The sequence below is a fragment of the Amycolatopsis sp. NPDC051372 genome (genome assembly GCF_040682095.1).
Taxonomy (GTDB): Bacteria; Actinomycetota; Actinomycetes; order Mycobacteriales; family Pseudonocardiaceae; genus Amycolatopsis.
This window is the reverse complement of record NZ_JBFBAF010000001.1, coordinates 785,855-803,674: the sequence shown is the minus strand read 5'-3', so window position 1 is coordinate 803,674 and position 17,820 is coordinate 785,855. Positions and strand designations below refer to the sequence as shown.

Sequence of the window (17,820 nt, the reverse complement as noted above, 5' to 3'; positions counted from 1 at the left end):
TTGCGGCCGGCGACGTGTTGTCAAGGCACGCTTTCCCGCCTTGACAACACGTCACCGGCCGTCAACACAATCCAGCTTCGGGGTGCACCCCCCACGCAACACGCCCCGCGAGGCCCGAGAACCCACCCCACACAAACCCGACGCCACTCCCGCAAGAACCAGATCTAGTTAAAGTGACCACGTGGCCATCAACGCAGTCCTCTTCGACTTCTCCGGCACCCTCTTCCGACTGGAACAGGACTCCTCCTGGCTCACCGACGTCATCGACGACCACGGCCAATCCCTCGACCTGGAAGCCCAGACCGAGCTCATGCGCCGCATGACCGCCCCCGTCGGCCAGGTCGTCGAACTCGATGCCGAGTACCGACAGGCCTGGAACGACCGAGACCTGGACCCCGACCTCCACCGCAAGGTCTACCTCGAAGTCCTCTCCCGCTCCGGCGTCCCCCACCGCGACCAGGCCGAAGCCCTCTACAACCGCCTTATCACCCCCAGCGAGTGGACGCCCTACCCCGACACCGAAGCCGCCCTCAAACTCGGCGCGGCGGGCGGCCGCAAGGTCGGCGTCCTCAGCAACATCGCCTTCGACATCCGCCCCGCCTTCACCCAGCGCGGCTGGGACACCCACATCTCCTCGTTCGTGCTGTCCTTCGAGGTCGGAGCCGTCAAACCGCAGCCGGAGATCTTCCGCGCGGCCATCGACCAGCTGGGCGTCCGCGCCGAAGAGACCCTGATGATCGGCGACAGCGAAGAAGCCGACGGCGGCGCCCGCGCACTGGGCTGCGCGTTCGAACTCGTCGACCCGCTGCCGACCACAGAACGGCCGGACGCACTTCTCGGGGCTTTGCGCAAGCACGACGTCTTTTGACGTCTTGCGACGTCGCCCACACCGACCCCGTACCCTTTATGGGTGGCCCTACACCTGTTCGACACCGCGACCCGTGCCTCTCGGGAGTTCGTTCCCGTCCGCAGCGGAACGGCGTCCATCTACCTGTGTGGCGCCACCGTGCAGGGCGTGCCCCACATCGGGCACGTGCGGGGAGTGCTGAACTACGACGTCCTGCGGCGCTGGCTGCTCCACAGTGGACTCGACGTGCTCCTGGTCCGCAACGTCACCGACATCGACGACAAGATCCTCACCAAGGCCGCCGAAGCGGGCCGGCCGTGGTGGGAGTGGGCGACCAAGCACGAGCGCGCGTTCGAGAAGGCCTACGACGACCTGGGTTGCCTCCCGCCGTCGGTCAACCCGCGCGCGACCGGGCACATCACACAGATGATCACGCTCATGCAGCGGCTGATCGACAGCGGCCACGCGTACGCGGCCGACGGTGACGTCTATTTCTCCGTGAAGTCGTTCGACGGCTACGGCAAGCTCTCGGGCCAGCAGCTCGACGAGGTGCAGCAGGGCGAGACACCGACCCGCGGCAAGCTCGATTCACGCGACTTCACGCTGTGGAAGAGCGCGAAGCCGGGCGAGCCGTCGTGGCCGACGCCGTGGGGCGACGGGCGGCCGGGCTGGCACCTGGAGTGCTCGGCGATGTCGACCAACTACCTCGGCCCGGAGTTCGACATCCACGGCGGCGGCGTCGACCTGGTCTTCCCGCACCACGAGAACGAGCGCGCGCAGTCGAACGCCGTCGGCGACCCGTTCGCGCGGTACTGGCTGCACAACGCGTGGGTGACGATGTCCGGCGAGAAGATGTCGAAGTCGCTGGGCAACACCGTGTCGATCCCGGCGATGCTGGAGCGCTACCGCGCGCCCGAGCTGCGCTATTACCTCGTGCAGCCGCACTACCGGTCCACCGTCGAGTACTCCGACGGCGCGGTCGCCGAGGCGGCGCAGGGTTACCGCCGCATCGAGGCGTTCCTGCGGCGGGCGGCGGCCGCCGGTGAGGTGCTCGCAGGCGCCGTGCAGCCGGACTTCGCCACCGCGATGGACGACGACCTGGCCACGCCGGCCGCGTTCGCCGTGGTGCACAACACGGTGCGCGACGGTAATGCCGCGCTCGACGCGGGCGATACCCCCAAGGCACTCGAGCTGGCTTCCTCCGTGCGCGCGATGACCGACGTGCTCGGCGTCGATCCGCTCTCGGACCGCTGGGCCGACGGCGGCGGCAGCGAGACCCCCGTCCGCGAAGCGCTCGACGAACTCGTACAAGGCCTACTGGCCGAACGCCAGGAGGCGCGCGCCGCGAAGGACTTCGCGCGCGCGGACGCCGCCCGTGACCGCCTCACGCAGGCGGGCATCGTGGTTGAGGACACCCCGAACGGTCCGCAGTGGACGGTCAGGAACTCCTGATCCGTTCCACCGCGGTGGATTAAGGACTCGGTTACACATGGCAGGGAACTCACGGCGTCAGGGCGCCATCCGCAAGACCGGCACCAAAAAGGGCCAGGTCGTCGGCTCCGGCGGGCAGCGGCGCAAGGCGCTCGAGGGCAAGGGCCCCACGCCGAAGGCCGAGGACCGGCCCGGGCACAAGGCGTACCGCTCCGCCAACGCCGCGAAGACGCGGGAGCAGGCGCGGCAGAAGAAGGCCGACCGCCCGGAGCTCATCGCCGGCCGCAACCCGGTCGTCGAGGCCCTGCGCGCCGACGTCCCGGCCGTCGCGCTTTACGTCGCGGTGAACATCGAGATCGACGACCGCGTGAACGAGGCCGTGCGCCTCGCGGCCGACAAGGGCATCTCCATCCTGGAGATTCCGCGCGAGGAGCTCGACCGCAAGACCAACCGCGCCATGCACCAGGGCCTGGGCCTTCAGGTGCCGCCGTTCGAGTACGCCCACCCGGACGACCTCATGGAATCCGCGCGCGACTCGGGCTGCACCCCACTGTTCGTCGCGTTGGACGGTGTGACGGACCCGCGCAACCTCGGCGCGGTCATCCGGTCAGCCGCCGCGTTCGGCGCCCAGGGCGTGCTCCTGCCCGAACGCCGCAGCGCCGGCATGACGGCCGTCGCGTGGCGCACGAGCGCCGGCACGGCCGCCAAGCTCCCCATCGCCGTCGCGACGAACCTCACGCGGCAGTTGAAGGCGTGGGCGTCGCAGGGCCTGATGATCGTGGGCCTCGACGCGGACGGCACCGTGGACATCGACTCCCTGGAGCTCGCGGCGGACCCGCTGGTCATCGTCCTGGGCTCCGAGGGCCGCGGCCTGTCGCGCCTGGTGCGCGAGACCTGCGACGCCACGGTGTCCATCCCGATGGCGGCGGGCGTCGAGTCCCTGAACGCCTCGGTGGCCGCCGGCGTGCTGCTGGCTGAGGTCGCTCGCCGCCGCCGCGCGGCGGGCCGGCTGAGCTGACGTTTCTTCGACCGCTGCCGGGCTGCCTGTCATCGGGCGGCCCGGCAGTGGTCTGAATCCCCTCGGTGCGACCGGTCCCGGTTGCCCCTTTCGCGACCACCCTCAGTGATTCGCGTCCGGATCCGCTGGCCTTCACTCCACCGGGCCACCCGCTCGGGCTAAGGTCAGCTCCGGAACCGAGGGGGTCCGTCACCGATGTCGTTCGTTTCGCCGCTGTTCTTGTGGTACTTCATGCCCGCGGTGCTGATCGCCGTGCTGGTGTGCCCGCGCAGCTGGCGCAACGGCATCGTCGCGGTGGCGAGCCTGCTGTTCTACACGATCGGCGCCGGTCCGTACCTGTTCCTGCTGCTCGGCTGCATGGCCGTCAACTTCCTCGCCGGCCCGGCGCTCGAACCCAGCCCCTGGGACGTCCGCAGCACGCGGCGCAAGCGGATCCTCATCGGCCTCGTCACGCTCGACGTGCTGGTGCTCGTCATCTGGAAGTACGCGGGCTTCGCGACGCAGCAGATCGCAGCCGTCGCGCACTGGTTCGGCGGTGATGTCGGCGTCGCGAGCATCGTGGTGCCGATCGGCATCTCGTTCTACACGTTCCACCACATTTCGTACGTCGTGGACATCTACCGCGGCGAGCGTCGCGCGCTTCGCAACCCCGTGTCGTTCGCGGCGTACATCGCGATGTTCCCGCAGCTCATCGCCGGTCCCATCGTGCGCTACCGCGAGATCGCGGACCAGCTGCCGCAGCAGCGTTCCCACCGCCTCGACGACATCGCCGCCGGCTTCCCGCGGTTCGCACTGGGCCTCTGCAAGAAGTCCGTCGTCGCCGACTCGCTCAGCCCGATGGTCGAAGCGTGCTTCTCCACGCCCCCCGACCAGATGACCTTCGCGACGGCCTGGCTCGGCGCCATCGGCTACACGCTGCAGCTGTTCTTCGACTTCTCGGGTTACTCGGACATGGCCATCGGCCTCGGCCGCATGCTGGGCTTCCGCCTCCCGGAGAACTTCGCGCGGCCGTACTCCTCGGTCACCATCACGGAATTCTGGCGCCGCTGGCACATGTCCCTGTCCCGCTGGTTCCGCGACTACGTCTACATCCCCCTCGGCGGCAACCGCTCAGGCGCCGGCAAGACCTACCGCAACCTCTGCATCGTCTTCGTGCTGACCGGCTTTTGGCACGGCGCCCAATGGACCTTCCTGGTCTGGGGCTGCTACCACGGCGCCCTCCTGGTCATCGAACGCCGCTTCAACCTGGGCGACACCCCGGCCGGCCCGGTCGCCCGCATCGCCCGCCGGGTACTGACCCTGGTCCTCGTGGTGTTCGGCTGGGTGTTCTTCCGGTCCACCGACCTGCCGCACGCGCTGAGCATGATCGGCCACATGCTCCTGCCGGACTTCGGCGGACTCGGCGATGTGGTTTCGAGCGCGCTGACCAACCAGCGGTTGGTGATTTTGCTCTTGGCGCTGGCCGTGTTCGCGCTGCCGGCGCATCCGGTCACGGGGCCACTGCTGGAGTCCTCGCGGACGCGTCCGGCTACGGCTCTGCGGGTGGGCGTGATGACGGCCGGGTTGGTTTATGCCGCGATTCTGGTGGCTACGGGGACGTTCAGTCCGTTTTTGTATTACCAGTTCTAGCCGAGCGAGAGAGCACCGACGAGTGGCTTAGTTCGATGGCCTGAATCCGGATCCGAAAACCGAGGGTTTGCACCTTTTCGTTCACCGCATTGATCTGGTCGGCATGGATCGGGTGGCCATTTCGACGGTGGATCACCAGGTCGTTGAAGCTTCCCATGCCGCCGTAGAAAGCCATGAGGTCTGCGACGGAGGCATCGGGCACTCGCCGAGCTTGGTATGTGCATTCAGGGGATGCGGGCAACGCTATGAGAGTCAGCCCTGACCGTAACCGCGAAGTTTTTCCACCACATGCTCAATCTCCGCCGCCGGCAACAAAGCCGGAGTACCGGCCGAGCGGGCCAACAACCACACCTGACAGAGCCACTCCAACTGCTGAGCACGGTCATAAGCCGCAGCCAGCGTGGACCCATAAGTGACCGTGCCGTGGTTGGCCAGCAGGCAGCCCCGGCGAGCCTCCAGCGCCGGGAGGATGTGGGCGGCCAGAGCGTGGGTGCCGTAGGTCGCGTAGGGGGCGACGCGGATGGTGGGGCCGAGGGTGGCCACCAAGTAGTGGATGGGCGGGAGCTCGTCGACCAGCGTCGACGCGGCGGTGGCGTGGGCGGAGTGCGTGTGGACGACCGCGTTCACTGGGGCGCCGTCGGGGTCGGTGGCGTGGTTGTAGATGGTCAGGTGCATGGGCAGTTCGCTGGTGGGCCGGAGACTGCCATCGACGAGCTCTCCGTCCAAGCCGACGATCGGGATGTCGGCCGGCTGCAAAGTCGCGTAGTCCACACCGGTGGGGGTGACGGCGACGAGGGCGCCGTCGCGGATGGAGAGGTTGCCGGAGGTGGCGACGACCAGGCCGTCCGACGCCAGGCGGCGGGCGTAGGTGCAGAGGGCCGCGCGTTCGTCTTCGAGGATCAAGAGGCAAAACCTCCGCAACCGGCGCTGGTGGATATTGGCATTCTCGGGGCGAACATCCGTGCGGCGCGAATCGGCGACCCCGAAAAAAGAGCGGGCCCACCAAGTGTGGTGGGCCCGCCAAAGGGTGGGGTCAGCGAGCGGCGACGTCCTCCGACTCAGCGGCAGCGCCCCCAACGGGCTCCGGCTCCGTAGCCGCCTGGTCCGCCGGGTTCAGCAGGCGCAGGGCTTCCTGAACCGCGACATTCGTAGCAGCCAATCGGTCCGCCACCTTCGCGCGCAGGTCGAGCGCCAGGGTGCGGGCTTCGGTGGCCTCGGTCTGCTTCTGTAGGGCGTCGGCGAGGGCGGCGTCCGTTTGGGAGCGCTTGGTGGCGATCTCCTCGGACGCGGCGCGTTCGGCTTCGGCGCGGGCGGCGGCGGAGGCGGCTTCGGCGGCGGCGTCGGCCTCGACGCGGGCGCGGCTGGCCGATTCGTCGGCTTCGGCGCGGGCGCGGGCGGCGGCTTCGTCGGCTTCGGCGCGGGCGCGGGTGGCGTCGGCCGTGCGGGTCGCGATGTCCTCATTCGCGGCAGCGGTGCGCGTGGCGATGTCTTCGTCGGCCGCAGCCGTGCGCGTGGCGATATCTTCATTCGCCGCAGCCGTTCGCGAAGCGATGTCCTCGTCCGCAGTCCGGGTCCGACGCTCGATGTCCGCGTCGGCCGCGGCCGTACGCTCGTCGATGTCAGCCTCAGCCGAAGCGATACGCGACGCGATGTCCGCCTGCGCCTCCGACAGCAGCCGCTCGCGCTCGGCTTCCGCTTCCTTGCCCAGGCGCTCGACGGTCCGCTGCGACTCGTGCGCGTATTTGTCCGCCTCGGCGCGGGTGGCGGCGGCGTCGGCTTCGGCGGCGGCGCGGAGGTCGGCGATCTCCTCCTCGGCGAGTTGCATCATCATGCGCACGCGCTCGGCCATGGCTCCGGCGCCGGACGGGCTCGAGCTCAGCCGCACAAGGGCGGCTTTCGTCTCGGACAGCTCGTTCTGCGTAGTGGTAAGGGCTTTGGACAGCTCGCCGGCCGTCGCGATGGCCTCATCGCGGCTGTGGGACGTCTCCCTCAGCTCGCGCGCGAGCGCGGTGAGCCGCTCGTCGACCTGGCGCTGGTTGTAACCCCTGACCGCGACTGCGAACGGGGCGCTCTTGGGAGTGGCTTCGGACTTCTCAGGCGCGACCATCGGGCCACCTTAGTGAGGGCAGGTCCGTGTTTACGTACCGCCAAACGGCTGCATTACAAAATGCGCTACCCCCGGTCACGCATGGCATCGCAGACGAGGAGGGACGCCGGGGAGAACAACGCGGAAACAGCGGGAGACCGGAATGGACGGTCCGCAACAAGGCGCCGGATCGATCTTCGGCCCGACCGGCACGAGCCCGGCGAATACACGGCCCTGACAAGTCACCACCGTCGATCCGCAGCCGAGCAAGCCAGACGCCGAGCGAAGCCAGAAGCCGGGCGCAGCCCGCAGCCGGCAAGCCCGAACCGGTGAACACCCGACGCGGCTCCCCGACCCACTGGCCGCCGCCCGCTACCGTGCGCGTGAGCGCGACACGGGGAGGCAAGCGCGGTGCACCACTGGCAGGTCTACGCGACGATGCCCTTCATCGCCGCGCTGATCGGCTACGTCACCAAGCGCGTGGCCATCGAAATGATGTTCCGGCCCGTCGAGTTCGCCGGCGTCAAACCGTTCCTCGGCTGGCAGGGCGTGCTGCCTGCGAACGCCGAACGCATGGCGACGACCGCGACGGAAATGCTCACCACGAACCTCGTCGACCCGAAGGAGATTTTCGCGCGCCTCGACCCCGCGCAGGTCGCCGAGGAAATCGAAGAACCGCTGCTCGAAGTCGGCGAAGACGTCACGCGCGAGGTCATGGAGACCTACCAGCCGCGGCTGTGGGAGGTGCTGCCCACGACCGCGCAGCAACTGCTGCTCAAGCGCGTTCAGGCCGAAGCGCCGCGCGCGATCACCAAGATCATGCGGGAAATCGCGGCCGACATCGAAGACGTGCTCGACCTCAAGCACATGGTCGTGACCAACCTCGTGCGCGACAAGGCGCTCCTCAACCGCCTGATCCGCGACATCTCGAAACCGGAAATGCGGTTCATCGCGCGTTCCGGAATCGTGTTCGGCTTCATTCTCGGCTGCGTTCAGCTGCTCGTGTGGTCGTTCACGAAATCGCCGATCGTGCTGCCGCTGTTCGGTCTCGGCATCGGCTGGCTCACCGACTGGCTCGCCCTGAAAATGATCTTCCTGCCTCGCGAGCCGAAACGGTTCTTGGGCAGCTATACGTGGCAGGGCGTTTTCCAGAAGCGTCGCGACCAGGTCGCCGCCGACTACGGCGACATGATCGCCTGCGAGATCATCACCGTGCCCAACCTGCTGGAAGCCGTGCTGCGCGGGCCGAAGTCCGACCGACTGTTCACCATGATCACACGCGAGGTGCAGAAGACGATCGACGCGCAGGCGAGCGTGGTGAAACCGTTCGTCGCGATCGCCGTCGGCACGAAGCGCTTTCAGGAAATGAAGCAGACTGCTGCCGCGATCGCCGCGCGGCGCGTGCCCGAGACGTTCCGCCACGCCGAGGACTACGCCGTGAACGCACTCGACGTGCGCAACACGATCGTCGACCGGATGCGCAAGCTCACCCCGTTGGAATTCGAACAACTACTCCGCCCTGCGTTCCGGCAGGACGAATGGAAGCTGATCGCGGTCGGTGCGGTCATCGGTGGGCTGGTCGGCGAGCTCCAGGCGCTGGCCCTGCTGCACTGACAACTGCGATACGGTTTCTCCGGCGAGTGGAGGGAGGCCGGTTTGGACGCAGTCCTCGACGACCTCGCGCGGCACTGGCCGGTCTACGCCACGATGCCGTTCATCGCCGCGCTCATCGGCTACGTCACCAAGCGCGTCGCGATCGAGATGATGTTCCGCCCGCTCGAGTTCGTCGGGATCAAGCCGTTTCTCGGCTGGCAGGGCGTGGTGCCCAAGCACGGCGGCCGGATGGCGGCCATCGCGACCGACCTGCTGACCACGAACCTGCTCGACCTCAAGGAGATCTTCGAGAAGATCGACCCGGTCATCGTCACGCGCGAGCTGGAGCAGCCGCTGCTGCGGGCCGTCGACACGATCGCGCGCGACGTGCTGGAGGAGCACCACCCGCGGCTGTGGGAAGTGCTGCCGACGCTGGCGCAGGAGCTGCTGATCAAGCAGGTCCAGGCCAACGCGCCGCGGCTCGTGCGCGAGTTCCTGGAGGACGTGCGCGACAACCTCGACGAAGTGCTCGACGTGCGGCACATGACCGTCGAAAGCCTCACCCGAGACAAGGCCCTGCTCGTGCGGCTGATCCGCGAGACCTCGCGGCCCGAGATGGCGTTCATCGCCCGCGCCGGCATCTTCTTCGGGTTCGGCCTCGGCGTCGTGCAGGCGATCGTGTGGGCGTTGACGCGCCAGCCGCTCGTGCTGCCGATCTTCGGCGGCTGCATCGGCCTGTTCACCGACTGGCTCGCGATCAAGATGATCTTCCTGCCCCGCGAGCCCGTGCGCGTCGGCCGTGTGATCCTGCAGGGGAAGTTCCAGCGCCGCCGCGCAGAGGTCGCCCGGCAGTACGGCGAGCTGATCGCCGGCGAAGTCCTGACCACGGCGAACCTGCTCGAAGCCCTGCTGCGCGGCCCGAAGTCCGACCGGCTCGTGGCGATGGTCGAACGCGCGGTGGGCCACGCCGTCGACGAGCAGGCCAGCCTCGCGAAGCCCGTGCTCACCCTGGCCGTCGGCGGGCGCCGGCTGCAGGAGATGAAGCACGAGGCCGCGCGACGGGCGCTGGCGGAGCTGCCGCAGACCGTCCGCTACGCCGAGGGCTACCTCACACAGGCCATGGACGTCGCCAAGGTCATCGAGCAGCGCATGCTCGCGATGACGCCCGTGGAGTTCGAAGGGCTGCTGCGCCCGGCGTTCCGCCAGGACGAGTGGAAGCTGATCGCCGTCGGTGGCGTGATCGGGTTCATCGTCGGTGAGCTGCAGGTCCTGCTCATGCTCGGCTGACTTTTCGGTGGTTGCCCACACCTCGTTCACCCGAAGTGGCTACCGTGATCGAGTGGCGTCCGAACCCCAACAGCTGCCAGCCGTCCACGAGGCGTACCTGCCCCGCGAGCACGCGCTGCACCGTCCGCGGCACGGCAAGCGGCAGCTCACAGCGCTGATCTGCGCGCTGCTGTTCTTCACCACACCCACGCTGCTGTGGGTGTTCGGGGTGCGCCCGACCGAGATCGAGAACCACAAGCTCGCGGGTTTCCCCAGCATCGGCGACGGCTTCGGCTTCTTCACCGGCCTGCCGACGTGGGCCGTCGACCAGCTGTCCTTCCGCGCGAGCGCCATCAACGCGGCCGACGGCGTCAGCCGCGCGATCTTCGGCGAGGACGCGCCGCTCGACCAGGGCTCGTCGTCCGACTCCGGCCCCATCCCCGCGCCGCCGCTGCAGCAGCCGGGCGCGCCCAACCAGGGGCCTGCGGCGCCGAGCCTGCCCGGCAGCAACCAAGCCGGCTACCGCAAGGTCGTGCAGGGTCTCGACGGCTGGCTGTACTACGGCTACGACGCCGAGTCGAAGTGCACGCCCACGCAGGACATCGACACGACGCTGAAGAAGGTCAACGAGCTGCGCACCGCGGTCGAGGCTTCCGGGCGCAAGTTCATCTTCGTGGTGACGCCGGACAAGACGACGATGGTGCCCCAGTTCCTGCCCGACAGCTTCCCGGGCAAGGAGTGCTCGCAGGCCGCCGCGCCGAACGACTGGTACAAGATGACCACCGTCGGCCACTCGCTGGATCTGCGCCCGGCGCTGGCCGCGTCCGCCGCCCGCGTCGGCCACCCGATCTACGCCCCCAACGACACGCACTGGCGCGACGAAGGCGGCCTCGTCCTCACGCGGACCCTCGCCGAGACCGTGCAGCCCGGCGTGACGACGAGCTGGCTGTCCACTCCGGACGGTGTATACGACGCCGTCGCCGACCTGCCGCTGCTGATCGGCAAGTCGGGCACCAAGTCCAACACGCAGTACAGCCTGAAGCCCGACGGCGTCACCGACCGCGCGGCGGGTTTCCTCGCCAACATCGACCAGCCCGTGCACCACAGCTCGCCCCCGCTGGTGGGCACGATCGCCAAGCCCACGCTCGTCTACGGCGACTCGTTCAGCCTCGCGTCCTCGCGCTACCTCTCCGCGGCTTTCACGAACCTGACCTACCTCGCCTACTCCACTGACAAGACGCCCCAGGCGCAGGCGGTGAACGAGTTCGTGAACTCGCAGGTGGTCGTCCTGCAGGCCGTGGAACGCAACGTCGCGGGCGGCCTGGTCCCGTTCACGGACGACGGCTTCATCAACGCGGTGAAGACGGCGATGGCCGCGCACCCCATCAAATAGGTCAGACGGCTACGGGTGTCCGCTCGGCCGGAGCGGTCACGCGGACGCCGGTGCGGCGGTCGCGCGCCCAGGAGATGGCGCGGCAGATCAGGTAGATCAGGAACGAGATGGCCGTGACGAAGGCACTCACCGGTTTGCCCGGGGCCAGCGACAGGATGATGCCGCCCAGGGCCGCGACCTCCGCGAAGATCACCGACAACACCGTCGCGCGCAATGGGCTCGCCGTGACGCGGGCGGCGGCCGCGGCGGGGGTCACCATCAGGGCGACCACCAGCAGCGACCCGACGATCTGCACGCTCAGCGCCGTCGCGACGCCGACGAGCAGGGAGAACACCACCGTCAGCGTCTTCACCGGCACGCCGCGCGCGACGGCGACGTTGCGGTCCACGCTGGCGAACAGCAGGGGCCGGTAGACGCACGCCAGCACGGCCAGCACGGCGACGGCCGAGATCACCAGTGACGTCAGGTTCGTCGAGTCCACGGTGATGATCTGGCCCGTCAGAATGCCGAACTTGTTGGCCGACCGTCCCTTGTAGAACGACAGCAGCAGCACGCCCATGCCGAGGCCGAAGGACAGGATCACGCCGATCACGGAGTCGCGGTCGGCGTCGCGGGTGCCGAGGATGCCCAGCAACAGGGCGGCGGCCACCGCGCCGAGAAGCGCGCCGTACTCGACGCCGACGCCGATCAGCAGTGCGCCCGCCGCGCCGGTGAAGGCCAGCTCAGACGTGCCGTGCACCGCGAAGGACATGCGGCGCATCACGATCAGCGGACCGAGGATGCCGGCGAGCAGCCCGAGCACGGCGGCGGCGATGAGCGCCGTCTGCACGCCGTCCAGCTCGGTGATCAGCTCCCACGTCTTGGCGAAGTCGAACATGCCGTCCAAGGCTCAGCCCACTGCTTCCTGCTCGTGGTGGTGTGGTTGGTCTTCACACAGGGAGCTCTGCGAACCCGCGATGTGGATCTGACCGCCGACGCGCAGCACCTCGACGCGGGTGCCGTACAGCTCGGACAGCGTCTCGGAGTTCATCACCTCGTCGGGCTTGCCGACCCGGAACGAGCCGTTGACCAGGTACAACACGCGGTCGACGAACTGCAGCACCGGGTTGATCTCGTGCGTCACGAACAGCACGGCCGTGTCCGCCGTGCGCCGGCGCCGGTCGATCAGCTCGCTGACCGCGCGCTGGTGTGCGAGGTCGAGCGAAAGGAGCGGTTCGTCGCACAGCATTACGGACGGGTCACCGACGAGCGACTGCGCCACCCGGAGGCGTTGCTGTTCACCGCCGGAAAGCCGCCCGATCGGCTGCTTCGCGTACGCCGTGCCACCGACGGCCTCGATCGCCTCCGCGACGCGACGCCGGCGGTCGCGCATGCCGAACACGCCGGTCCCCCAGCGGTGCCCGTCGAGGCCCAGACCCACGAGGTCGACACCACGCAGGGTCAGGCCGTCGTCGATCGCGCGCTGCTGCGGGATGTAGCCGACCTTGCGGTTGGCGCCGCCCGGGCGGCCACCGGCGATCTCGATGCTGCCGGCCGAGAGGCCCTGCATGCCGAGCAACGCCTTGAGCAGGCTGCTCTTGCCGGACCCGTTGGGGCCGAGGATCGCGAGGAACTCGCCCTGCTCGACGTCGAGGTCGAGCCCGGACCAGAGGGTGCGGCTGCCGAACGCCAGGCCCGCCCCGCGGACGCGAACCGCGGGGCGAACCGTCGAGAGCGCGGCGGACATCAGCTGTTCAGAGCCCCGGACAGCGAGTCCACTTCCTTGGTCATCCAGTCAATGTAACCCGTGACGTCGGCAGGCAGCGTCTCGGCTACGTCGACCACGGCGACGTTCGACGCCTTCGCGTCCGACACCACCTGCTGGGTCAGCGGGGTGACCGTCTGGACGTTGTTGATCAGGGCCTTGACCTGCTTGTTCTTGATGAGCTGGGTGAAGTCGTTGACCGCCGTGGCGGGCACGTCGGTCTCGTTCTCGACCGCGTCGGAGAAGGCCTTCGGAGTCGCGTCGGTGATCTTCGCGGTCTCGAGCAGGTAGTGCGCCACGGGTTCGGTCACCACGACCTTGGTGCCCGGGTGCGCGGCGCCGACGGCTTCCGTCTTCTTGACCAATGCGTCGACCTGGCCCTTGAACGCCTTGGCGTTGTCGTCGAAGGTCTGCTTCGACGCCGGCTGGATCGCGCTGAGCGCCGAGGCGACCTGGTCGGCCACCTTCTCCACGCCCGGCAGGTCGAACCAGACGTGCTCGTTCTCGTCACCGGTCGCGGCGATGTCGTAGGCCACGAGCTTCTTCGCACCCGAAGCCTGGTCGGCCAGCTTGCCGAAGAAGTCGTCGTAGCCGCCGCCGTTGGCGAGCGTGAGCTGCGCGTTCTTGGCCGCCAGCGCGTCGTCGGCCGTGGACTCGTACGAGTGCGGGTCGGCCGTCGGGTCGTGGATGATCGACTTGACAGCCACCTTGTCACCGCCGACGGCCGTGACGACGCTGCCCCACACGTCCGTGGCCGCGATGACGTTGATCTGCCCCGTCGTGGAACCAGAGCCGGAACCGGTGCCGGAGCCCGAGTCGGTGCTGGAGCAAGCGCTGAGCGCGAACACGGTCAGAGCCGAAGCGGCGGCGAGCACGCCGCGGGTGCGGCGGGTACTCAGGCGGGAACTCATCGAAGACTCTCCTGGGTCGAACCGATCAGCTAATGGAAATCGTTGTCAGTTTCACCTTACCCCATCCGAATGACAAGAGGAGCTCCACCGGGTGGCAGACCACGTCTCCGTCACTCAGCGGATCGAGACACTCACCACAGGGGTGTCGCTTCTGGAAAACGATCTGAACCGTTACGGTTTGCGGATGGGCCGTCCTATTCGCACCCGGAGGCAGGCGACATTGGCGTCGCTGGCGGCGGAGCTCGGGGTGTCAAGGACCACCGTGTCCAACGCGTACAACCGCCCCGACCAGCTGTCTCCCGAACTTCGCCGGCGCATCCTCGAGACCGCCCGCCGCCTCGGTTACCCCGGTCCGGACCCGGTAGCCCGTTCGCTGCGCACCCGCAAGGCCGGCGCCGTCGGGCTGCTGCTCACCGAGAACCTGTCGTACGCGTTCCGTGACCCGGCGGCGGTCGGTGTGCTCGAAGGCCTCGCCCTCGCCTGCGAGGACGCCGGGGTCGGCCTGCACCTGGTGCCCGCGAGCCCGGGCCGCGAAGACGTCGCCGCTGTGCACCGCGCCGGCGTCGACGGATTTGTCGTCTACTCCGTGCCCGACGACGACCCGCACCTGGCCGCCGTGCTGGAGCGGCCCGTCCCCACGGTGATCATCGACCAGCCGCGCATCGAAGGCGTGGACCGCGTCGGCCCGGACGACGCGGCCGCCGTCACGCGCCTGGCCGAGCACCTGGTCTCGCTCGGCCACCGGCAGGTCGGCGTGCTGTGCATGCGCCTGGCGCGCGAGCGCAACGACGACTTCGTGACCGCGCAGCGCCAGAGCAGCGCCCACTTCCACGTGCAGCGCATCCGCCTCGAAGCCCTGGCCACGGCGTTCTCTGCCGCAGGTGTTGATTGGGCCACCGTGCCCGTGGTGGAGCGCTTCGACCACACCGTCGACGACGGCGCTTCGGGCGCCCGCCAGCTGCTCGACGCGTACCCGCAGGTCACGGCCGTGATCTGCACGTCGGACATCCTCGCGCTCGGCGCGCTGGCCGAAGCCGAACGACGGGGCCTGCGCGTGCCGCTCGACCTCACCGTGACCGGCTTCGACGGCATCGCCGAGGCCGAGCGCCTCGGGCTCACCACCGTGCACCAGCCCGTGCTCGAGAAGGGCAAGGTCGCGGGGCGGCTGCTGCTCGGCTCGGCCGAGCGCGTGGGCCCGAAGGTGATCACGCTGCCCACCGAGCTGCGGATCGGGCGCACGTCGGCGCCGCCGCGGACCGTCGAGGAGCCGTGGTTCGGGGGCTGACCCCCGACAGCAGGGGAATGCCCCTGTTTTCCGGTGACTTCGGACCTATCCCGTTGTACCTGACGCTCCGGACGGGTTCCATGGGAGGGACCGCCCGCATAGTCGGGGAAGCGTGGCCGAAAGGTGACCATGACCTCCATCGACGTTCTTCTCAAGCGCAACGAGGAACTCGGCAATGTCGTGCCGGGCGACCGCTCGTCGCCCAAACCCTCGTTGCACGTGGCCATCCTGACCTGCATGGACGCGCGCGTGCGCGTGTTCGAGATCTTCGGCCTCATCCAAGGTGAGTCCCACGTGCTGCGCAACGCCGGCGGCGTGGTCACCGACGACATGATCCGCTCCCTCGCCCTCAGCCAGCGCAAGCTCGGCACGCGCGAGGTCCTGATCGTGCAGCACACCAACTGCGGCCTCTCGACGGTGACCGAGGACGACTTCAAGGACGAGCTCGAACAGGCCACGGGCCTGCGGCCGACCTGGTCGGTGGAGGCGTTCCGCAACGTCGAGGACAGCGTGCGCGTGTCGATGGAGCGCGTGCGCCGCAGTGACTTCCTGCCGCACACCGACAACGTGCGCGGATTCGTCTACGACGTGAAGACCGGGAGCCTGACCGAGGTCGTCTGAGCCGCGTCGGTTTCAATGGTCGGCGTGGCTGTGGACGCGGACGTTCTGATCGACTGGTTCGGCACGCACGGGCGAGACCTGCCGTGGCGCGAGCCGGAGTGCTCCGCGTGGGGCGTGCTGGTGAGCGAGATCATGCTGCAGCAGACGCCGGTCGCGCGCGTGCAGCCGATCTGGCTCGAGTGGATGGCGCGCTGGCCCGTGCCCTCGGCGCTGGCCGCGGAGACCACCGGCGAGGTCGTGCGCGCGTGGGGCAAGCTCGGTTACCCGCGCCGCGCCTTGCGGCTGCACGCGGCGGCCACGGTGATCGCGGCCGAGCACGGCGACGTCGTGCCGTCCGATGTGGACACCCTGCTCGCGCTGCCCGGCATCGGCGCGTACACCGCGCGGGCCGTGGCGGCCTTCGCCTACGGCAAGCGGGCGCCGGTCGTCGACACGAACGTGCGGCGGGTGGTCGCGCGGGCGGTGCACGGCGCCGGCGACGCGGGTCCGGCGTCGAACACGCGCGACATGGCCGACGTCGAGGCGCTGCTGCCGGCCGAAGACGCGCCGGCGGCCAAGCTGTCGGCCGCGTTGATGGAGCTGGGCGCGCTGATCTGCACCGCGCGTGCGCCGCGCTGCGCCGACTGCCCGGTGTTCGACACCTGCACGTGGCAGCACAACGGCCGGCCGGAGTACGCGGGGCCGGCCAAGCCCGTGCAGAAGTTCGCGGGCACCGACCGGCAGGTGCGCGGCCTGCTGCTCGACGTGCTGCGCGGCAGCGAGGGACCCGTCGAGAAGGCGCGGCTGGACATCGTGTGGCACGAGGCCGGGCAGCGCGACCGGTGCCTCGACTCGTTGCTGGTCGACGGCCTGCTGGAGCAGACGGACAGCGGGCTGTTCGCGCTGCCGGGTGAACACTGACGGACTGGTTCTCACGGGGTACGACGAAAGTCGGCAAAAAGTTGTCATGATCTCCGTGGCGGGTTAGCTTTCCCCGACGTTCTCTGTTCCGGCGGAGGAGATTCACATGGGGGAAGCCACTCGCCGTGCCGTGCTCAAGGGCGGGCTCACGGTCACCGCGGCGGGCGCACTCGGCCTGGTCGCGACACGGACGGCGACAGCGGTGACGGCGGTGACCGCGCCGCAGATCCACCCGACGCACGAGTGGAACGCGCGGCCCGCGACGGACGCGATCGTGGTGGAGAACCACAAGCCGACCTACATCGTGGTGCACCACACCGTCGATCCGGGCAACAACACCGACTATTCGCTGCCCCACGCGTTGCAGATCTCGCGCGACATCCAGAACTTCCACATGGACACCCGCGGCTGGATCGACACGGGCCAGCAGTTCACGAACAGCCGCGGCGGCTACGTGACGGAAGGCCGGCACCGCAGCCTCGAGATCCTGCGCGGCGGCAAGCAGCACGTGCAGGGCGCGAACGTCGGCAACCACAACAGCGAATGCCTCGGGATCGAGAACGAAGGCCTGTACAGCACGGTCGACGTGCCGGTGGCGCTGTGGAATTCACTGGTCTCGCTGGTCGCCTACATCGCCGACCAGTACGGGATTTCGCCGAGTTTCATCAAGGGTCACCGGGATTTCAATTCGACGGAATGCTGCGGGCAGGTGCTGTACGATCGGCTTCCGGAGCTGCGGACGGCCGTTTCCCGGGTGCTCGGTGTCGCGGTTTCGCGGGCGGAGGTGCCGGAATGGCCGTTGCTGAAGCCCGGCGACGTAGGGCCTCGGGTGCTTACGGCGCAACGATTCTTGCGCGCTTCGGGCTACGGCGTGCCGACCGATGGCGTGTTCGGACAGTCCACAACGGACGCCGTAGCTGTTCTGGCGTCCGCTCACGGGCTGTCCCGCGACAGCTGCACGGCGGCGCGGGCGGCGGACGAGTCAGGGTTCCTCGGCTCGGACGTGTGGCCGCTCATCGTGCCGGCGGGGAAGTCTGCCGCGGCATGGCGGGTGGAACTCGCCCACTGACCCCGGCGGGTCACGCGGGCCGGCGAG

The 17,820-nt window shown here is 68.9% G+C and carries 17 protein-coding genes; 11 read left to right on the top strand and 6 right to left on the bottom strand.

Annotated features, from left to right (window positions below; all coding sequences use genetic code 11):
- The first annotated feature begins 181 nt into the window (after positions 1–181).
- The 4 genes from AB0M56_RS03720 (at position 182) to AB0M56_RS03705 (ending at position 4,925) form a co-directional block, all read left to right on the top strand.
- A complete protein-coding gene (locus AB0M56_RS03720; protein WP_364170685.1) occupies positions 182–868 on the top strand; it encodes an HAD family hydrolase in 687 nt (228 codons plus the stop codon).
- A 42-nt stretch (positions 869–910) separates the two neighbouring features.
- Positions 911–2,299 carry a cysteine--tRNA ligase gene (gene cysS, locus AB0M56_RS03715; RefSeq protein WP_364170683.1) on the top strand — a complete coding sequence of 463 codons (1,389 nt, stop codon included), beginning with the start codon at positions 911–913 and terminating at the stop codon, positions 2,297–2,299.
- Between the two features lie 37 nt (positions 2,300–2,336).
- Complete coding sequence (gene rlmB / locus AB0M56_RS03710; protein ID WP_364170681.1) at positions 2,337–3,296, top strand: 23S rRNA (guanosine(2251)-2'-O)-methyltransferase RlmB; 960 nt, start codon at positions 2,337–2,339, stop codon at positions 3,294–3,296.
- A 195-nt stretch (positions 3,297–3,491) separates the two neighbouring features.
- The gene (locus AB0M56_RS03705; protein WP_364170679.1) at positions 3,492–4,925 is read left to right on the top strand and encodes an MBOAT family protein; all 1,434 of its coding nucleotides are present in this window, start codon (positions 3,492–3,494) and stop codon (positions 4,923–4,925) included.
- Here the strand turns inward: AB0M56_RS03705 and AB0M56_RS03700 are convergent.
- The 3 genes from AB0M56_RS03700 to AB0M56_RS03690 all read right to left on the bottom strand — a co-directional run bounded on the left by AB0M56_RS03700 (position 4,897) and on the right by AB0M56_RS03690 (position 7,032).
- On the bottom strand, positions 4,897–5,127 hold the full coding sequence (locus AB0M56_RS03700) for a hypothetical protein (RefSeq protein ID WP_364170677.1): 231 nt from the start codon (positions 5,125–5,127) through the stop codon (positions 4,897–4,899). The genes AB0M56_RS03705 and AB0M56_RS03700 overlap by 29 nt on opposite strands.
- A gap of 50 nt (positions 5,128–5,177) precedes the next feature.
- Positions 5,178–5,828: a class II aldolase/adducin family protein gene (locus AB0M56_RS03695; RefSeq protein ID WP_364170675.1), complete on the bottom strand. Its 651-nt coding sequence runs from the start codon at positions 5,826–5,828 to the stop codon at positions 5,178–5,180.
- Between the two features lie 130 nt (positions 5,829–5,958).
- Positions 5,959–7,032, bottom strand: a complete 1,074-nt coding sequence (locus AB0M56_RS03690; protein WP_364170673.1) for a hypothetical protein — start codon at positions 7,030–7,032, stop codon at positions 5,959–5,961.
- Between the two features lie 417 nt (positions 7,033–7,449).
- Here AB0M56_RS03690 and AB0M56_RS03685 point away from each other — a divergent pair, with 417 nt between their 5' ends.
- From AB0M56_RS03685 to AB0M56_RS03675, 3 genes are read left to right on the top strand one after another with little or no spacing between them, the layout of a single operon-like run.
- The gene (locus tag AB0M56_RS03685; protein ID WP_364170754.1) at positions 7,450–8,625 is read left to right on the top strand and encodes a DUF445 family protein; all 1,176 of its coding nucleotides are present in this window, start codon (positions 7,450–7,452) and stop codon (positions 8,623–8,625) included.
- A 42-nt stretch (positions 8,626–8,667) separates the two neighbouring features.
- A complete protein-coding gene (locus AB0M56_RS03680) occupies positions 8,668–9,891 on the top strand; it encodes a DUF445 domain-containing protein (protein WP_364170671.1) in 1,224 nt (407 codons plus the stop codon).
- A 52-nt stretch (positions 9,892–9,943) separates the two neighbouring features.
- The gene (locus AB0M56_RS03675) at positions 9,944–11,263 is read left to right on the top strand and encodes a hypothetical protein (RefSeq protein WP_364170669.1); all 1,320 of its coding nucleotides are present in this window, start codon (positions 9,944–9,946) and stop codon (positions 11,261–11,263) included.
- A gap of 1 nt (position 11,264) precedes the next feature.
- On the opposite strand, the gene AB0M56_RS03670 is transcribed toward AB0M56_RS03675, so the two are convergent.
- Genes AB0M56_RS03670 through AB0M56_RS03660 form a run of 3 tightly spaced genes read right to left on the bottom strand, consistent with a single transcriptional unit; the run spans position 11,265 to position 13,906 of the window.
- Positions 11,265–12,149 (bottom strand): metal ABC transporter permease, encoded by an 885-nt coding sequence (locus AB0M56_RS03670; protein WP_220244773.1) that lies wholly within the window; start codon positions 12,147–12,149, stop codon positions 11,265–11,267.
- A gap of 3 nt (positions 12,150–12,152) precedes the next feature.
- Positions 12,153–12,989 (bottom strand): metal ABC transporter ATP-binding protein, encoded by an 837-nt coding sequence (locus tag AB0M56_RS03665; protein ID WP_364170667.1) that lies wholly within the window; start codon positions 12,987–12,989, stop codon positions 12,153–12,155.
- Positions 12,989–13,906 carry a zinc ABC transporter substrate-binding protein gene (locus AB0M56_RS03660; protein WP_364170753.1) on the bottom strand — a complete coding sequence of 306 codons (918 nt, stop codon included), beginning with the start codon at positions 13,904–13,906 and terminating at the stop codon, positions 12,989–12,991. The genes AB0M56_RS03665 and AB0M56_RS03660 overlap by 1 nt, the downstream gene beginning before the upstream one ends.
- Before the next feature lie 196 nt (positions 13,907–14,102).
- Between AB0M56_RS03660 and AB0M56_RS03655 the strand changes: the two genes are divergently transcribed.
- The 4 genes from AB0M56_RS03655 to AB0M56_RS03640 all read left to right on the top strand — a co-directional run bounded on the left by AB0M56_RS03655 (position 14,103) and on the right by AB0M56_RS03640 (position 17,793).
- Positions 14,103–15,203, top strand: coding sequence for a LacI family DNA-binding transcriptional regulator (locus AB0M56_RS03655; protein WP_364049900.1), 1,101 nt, complete (start codon positions 14,103–14,105; stop codon positions 15,201–15,203).
- A 129-nt stretch (positions 15,204–15,332) separates the two neighbouring features.
- On the top strand, positions 15,333–15,824 hold the full coding sequence (locus AB0M56_RS03650) for a carbonic anhydrase (RefSeq protein WP_220244776.1): 492 nt from the start codon (positions 15,333–15,335) through the stop codon (positions 15,822–15,824).
- A gap of 24 nt (positions 15,825–15,848) precedes the next feature.
- A complete protein-coding gene (locus tag AB0M56_RS03645; RefSeq protein WP_364170665.1) occupies positions 15,849–16,724 on the top strand; it encodes an A/G-specific adenine glycosylase in 876 nt (291 codons plus the stop codon).
- A 106-nt stretch (positions 16,725–16,830) separates the two neighbouring features.
- Positions 16,831–17,793, top strand: coding sequence for an N-acetylmuramoyl-L-alanine amidase (locus tag AB0M56_RS03640; RefSeq protein WP_364170663.1), 963 nt, complete (start codon positions 16,831–16,833; stop codon positions 17,791–17,793).
- Positions 17,794–17,820 lie beyond the last annotated feature (27 nt).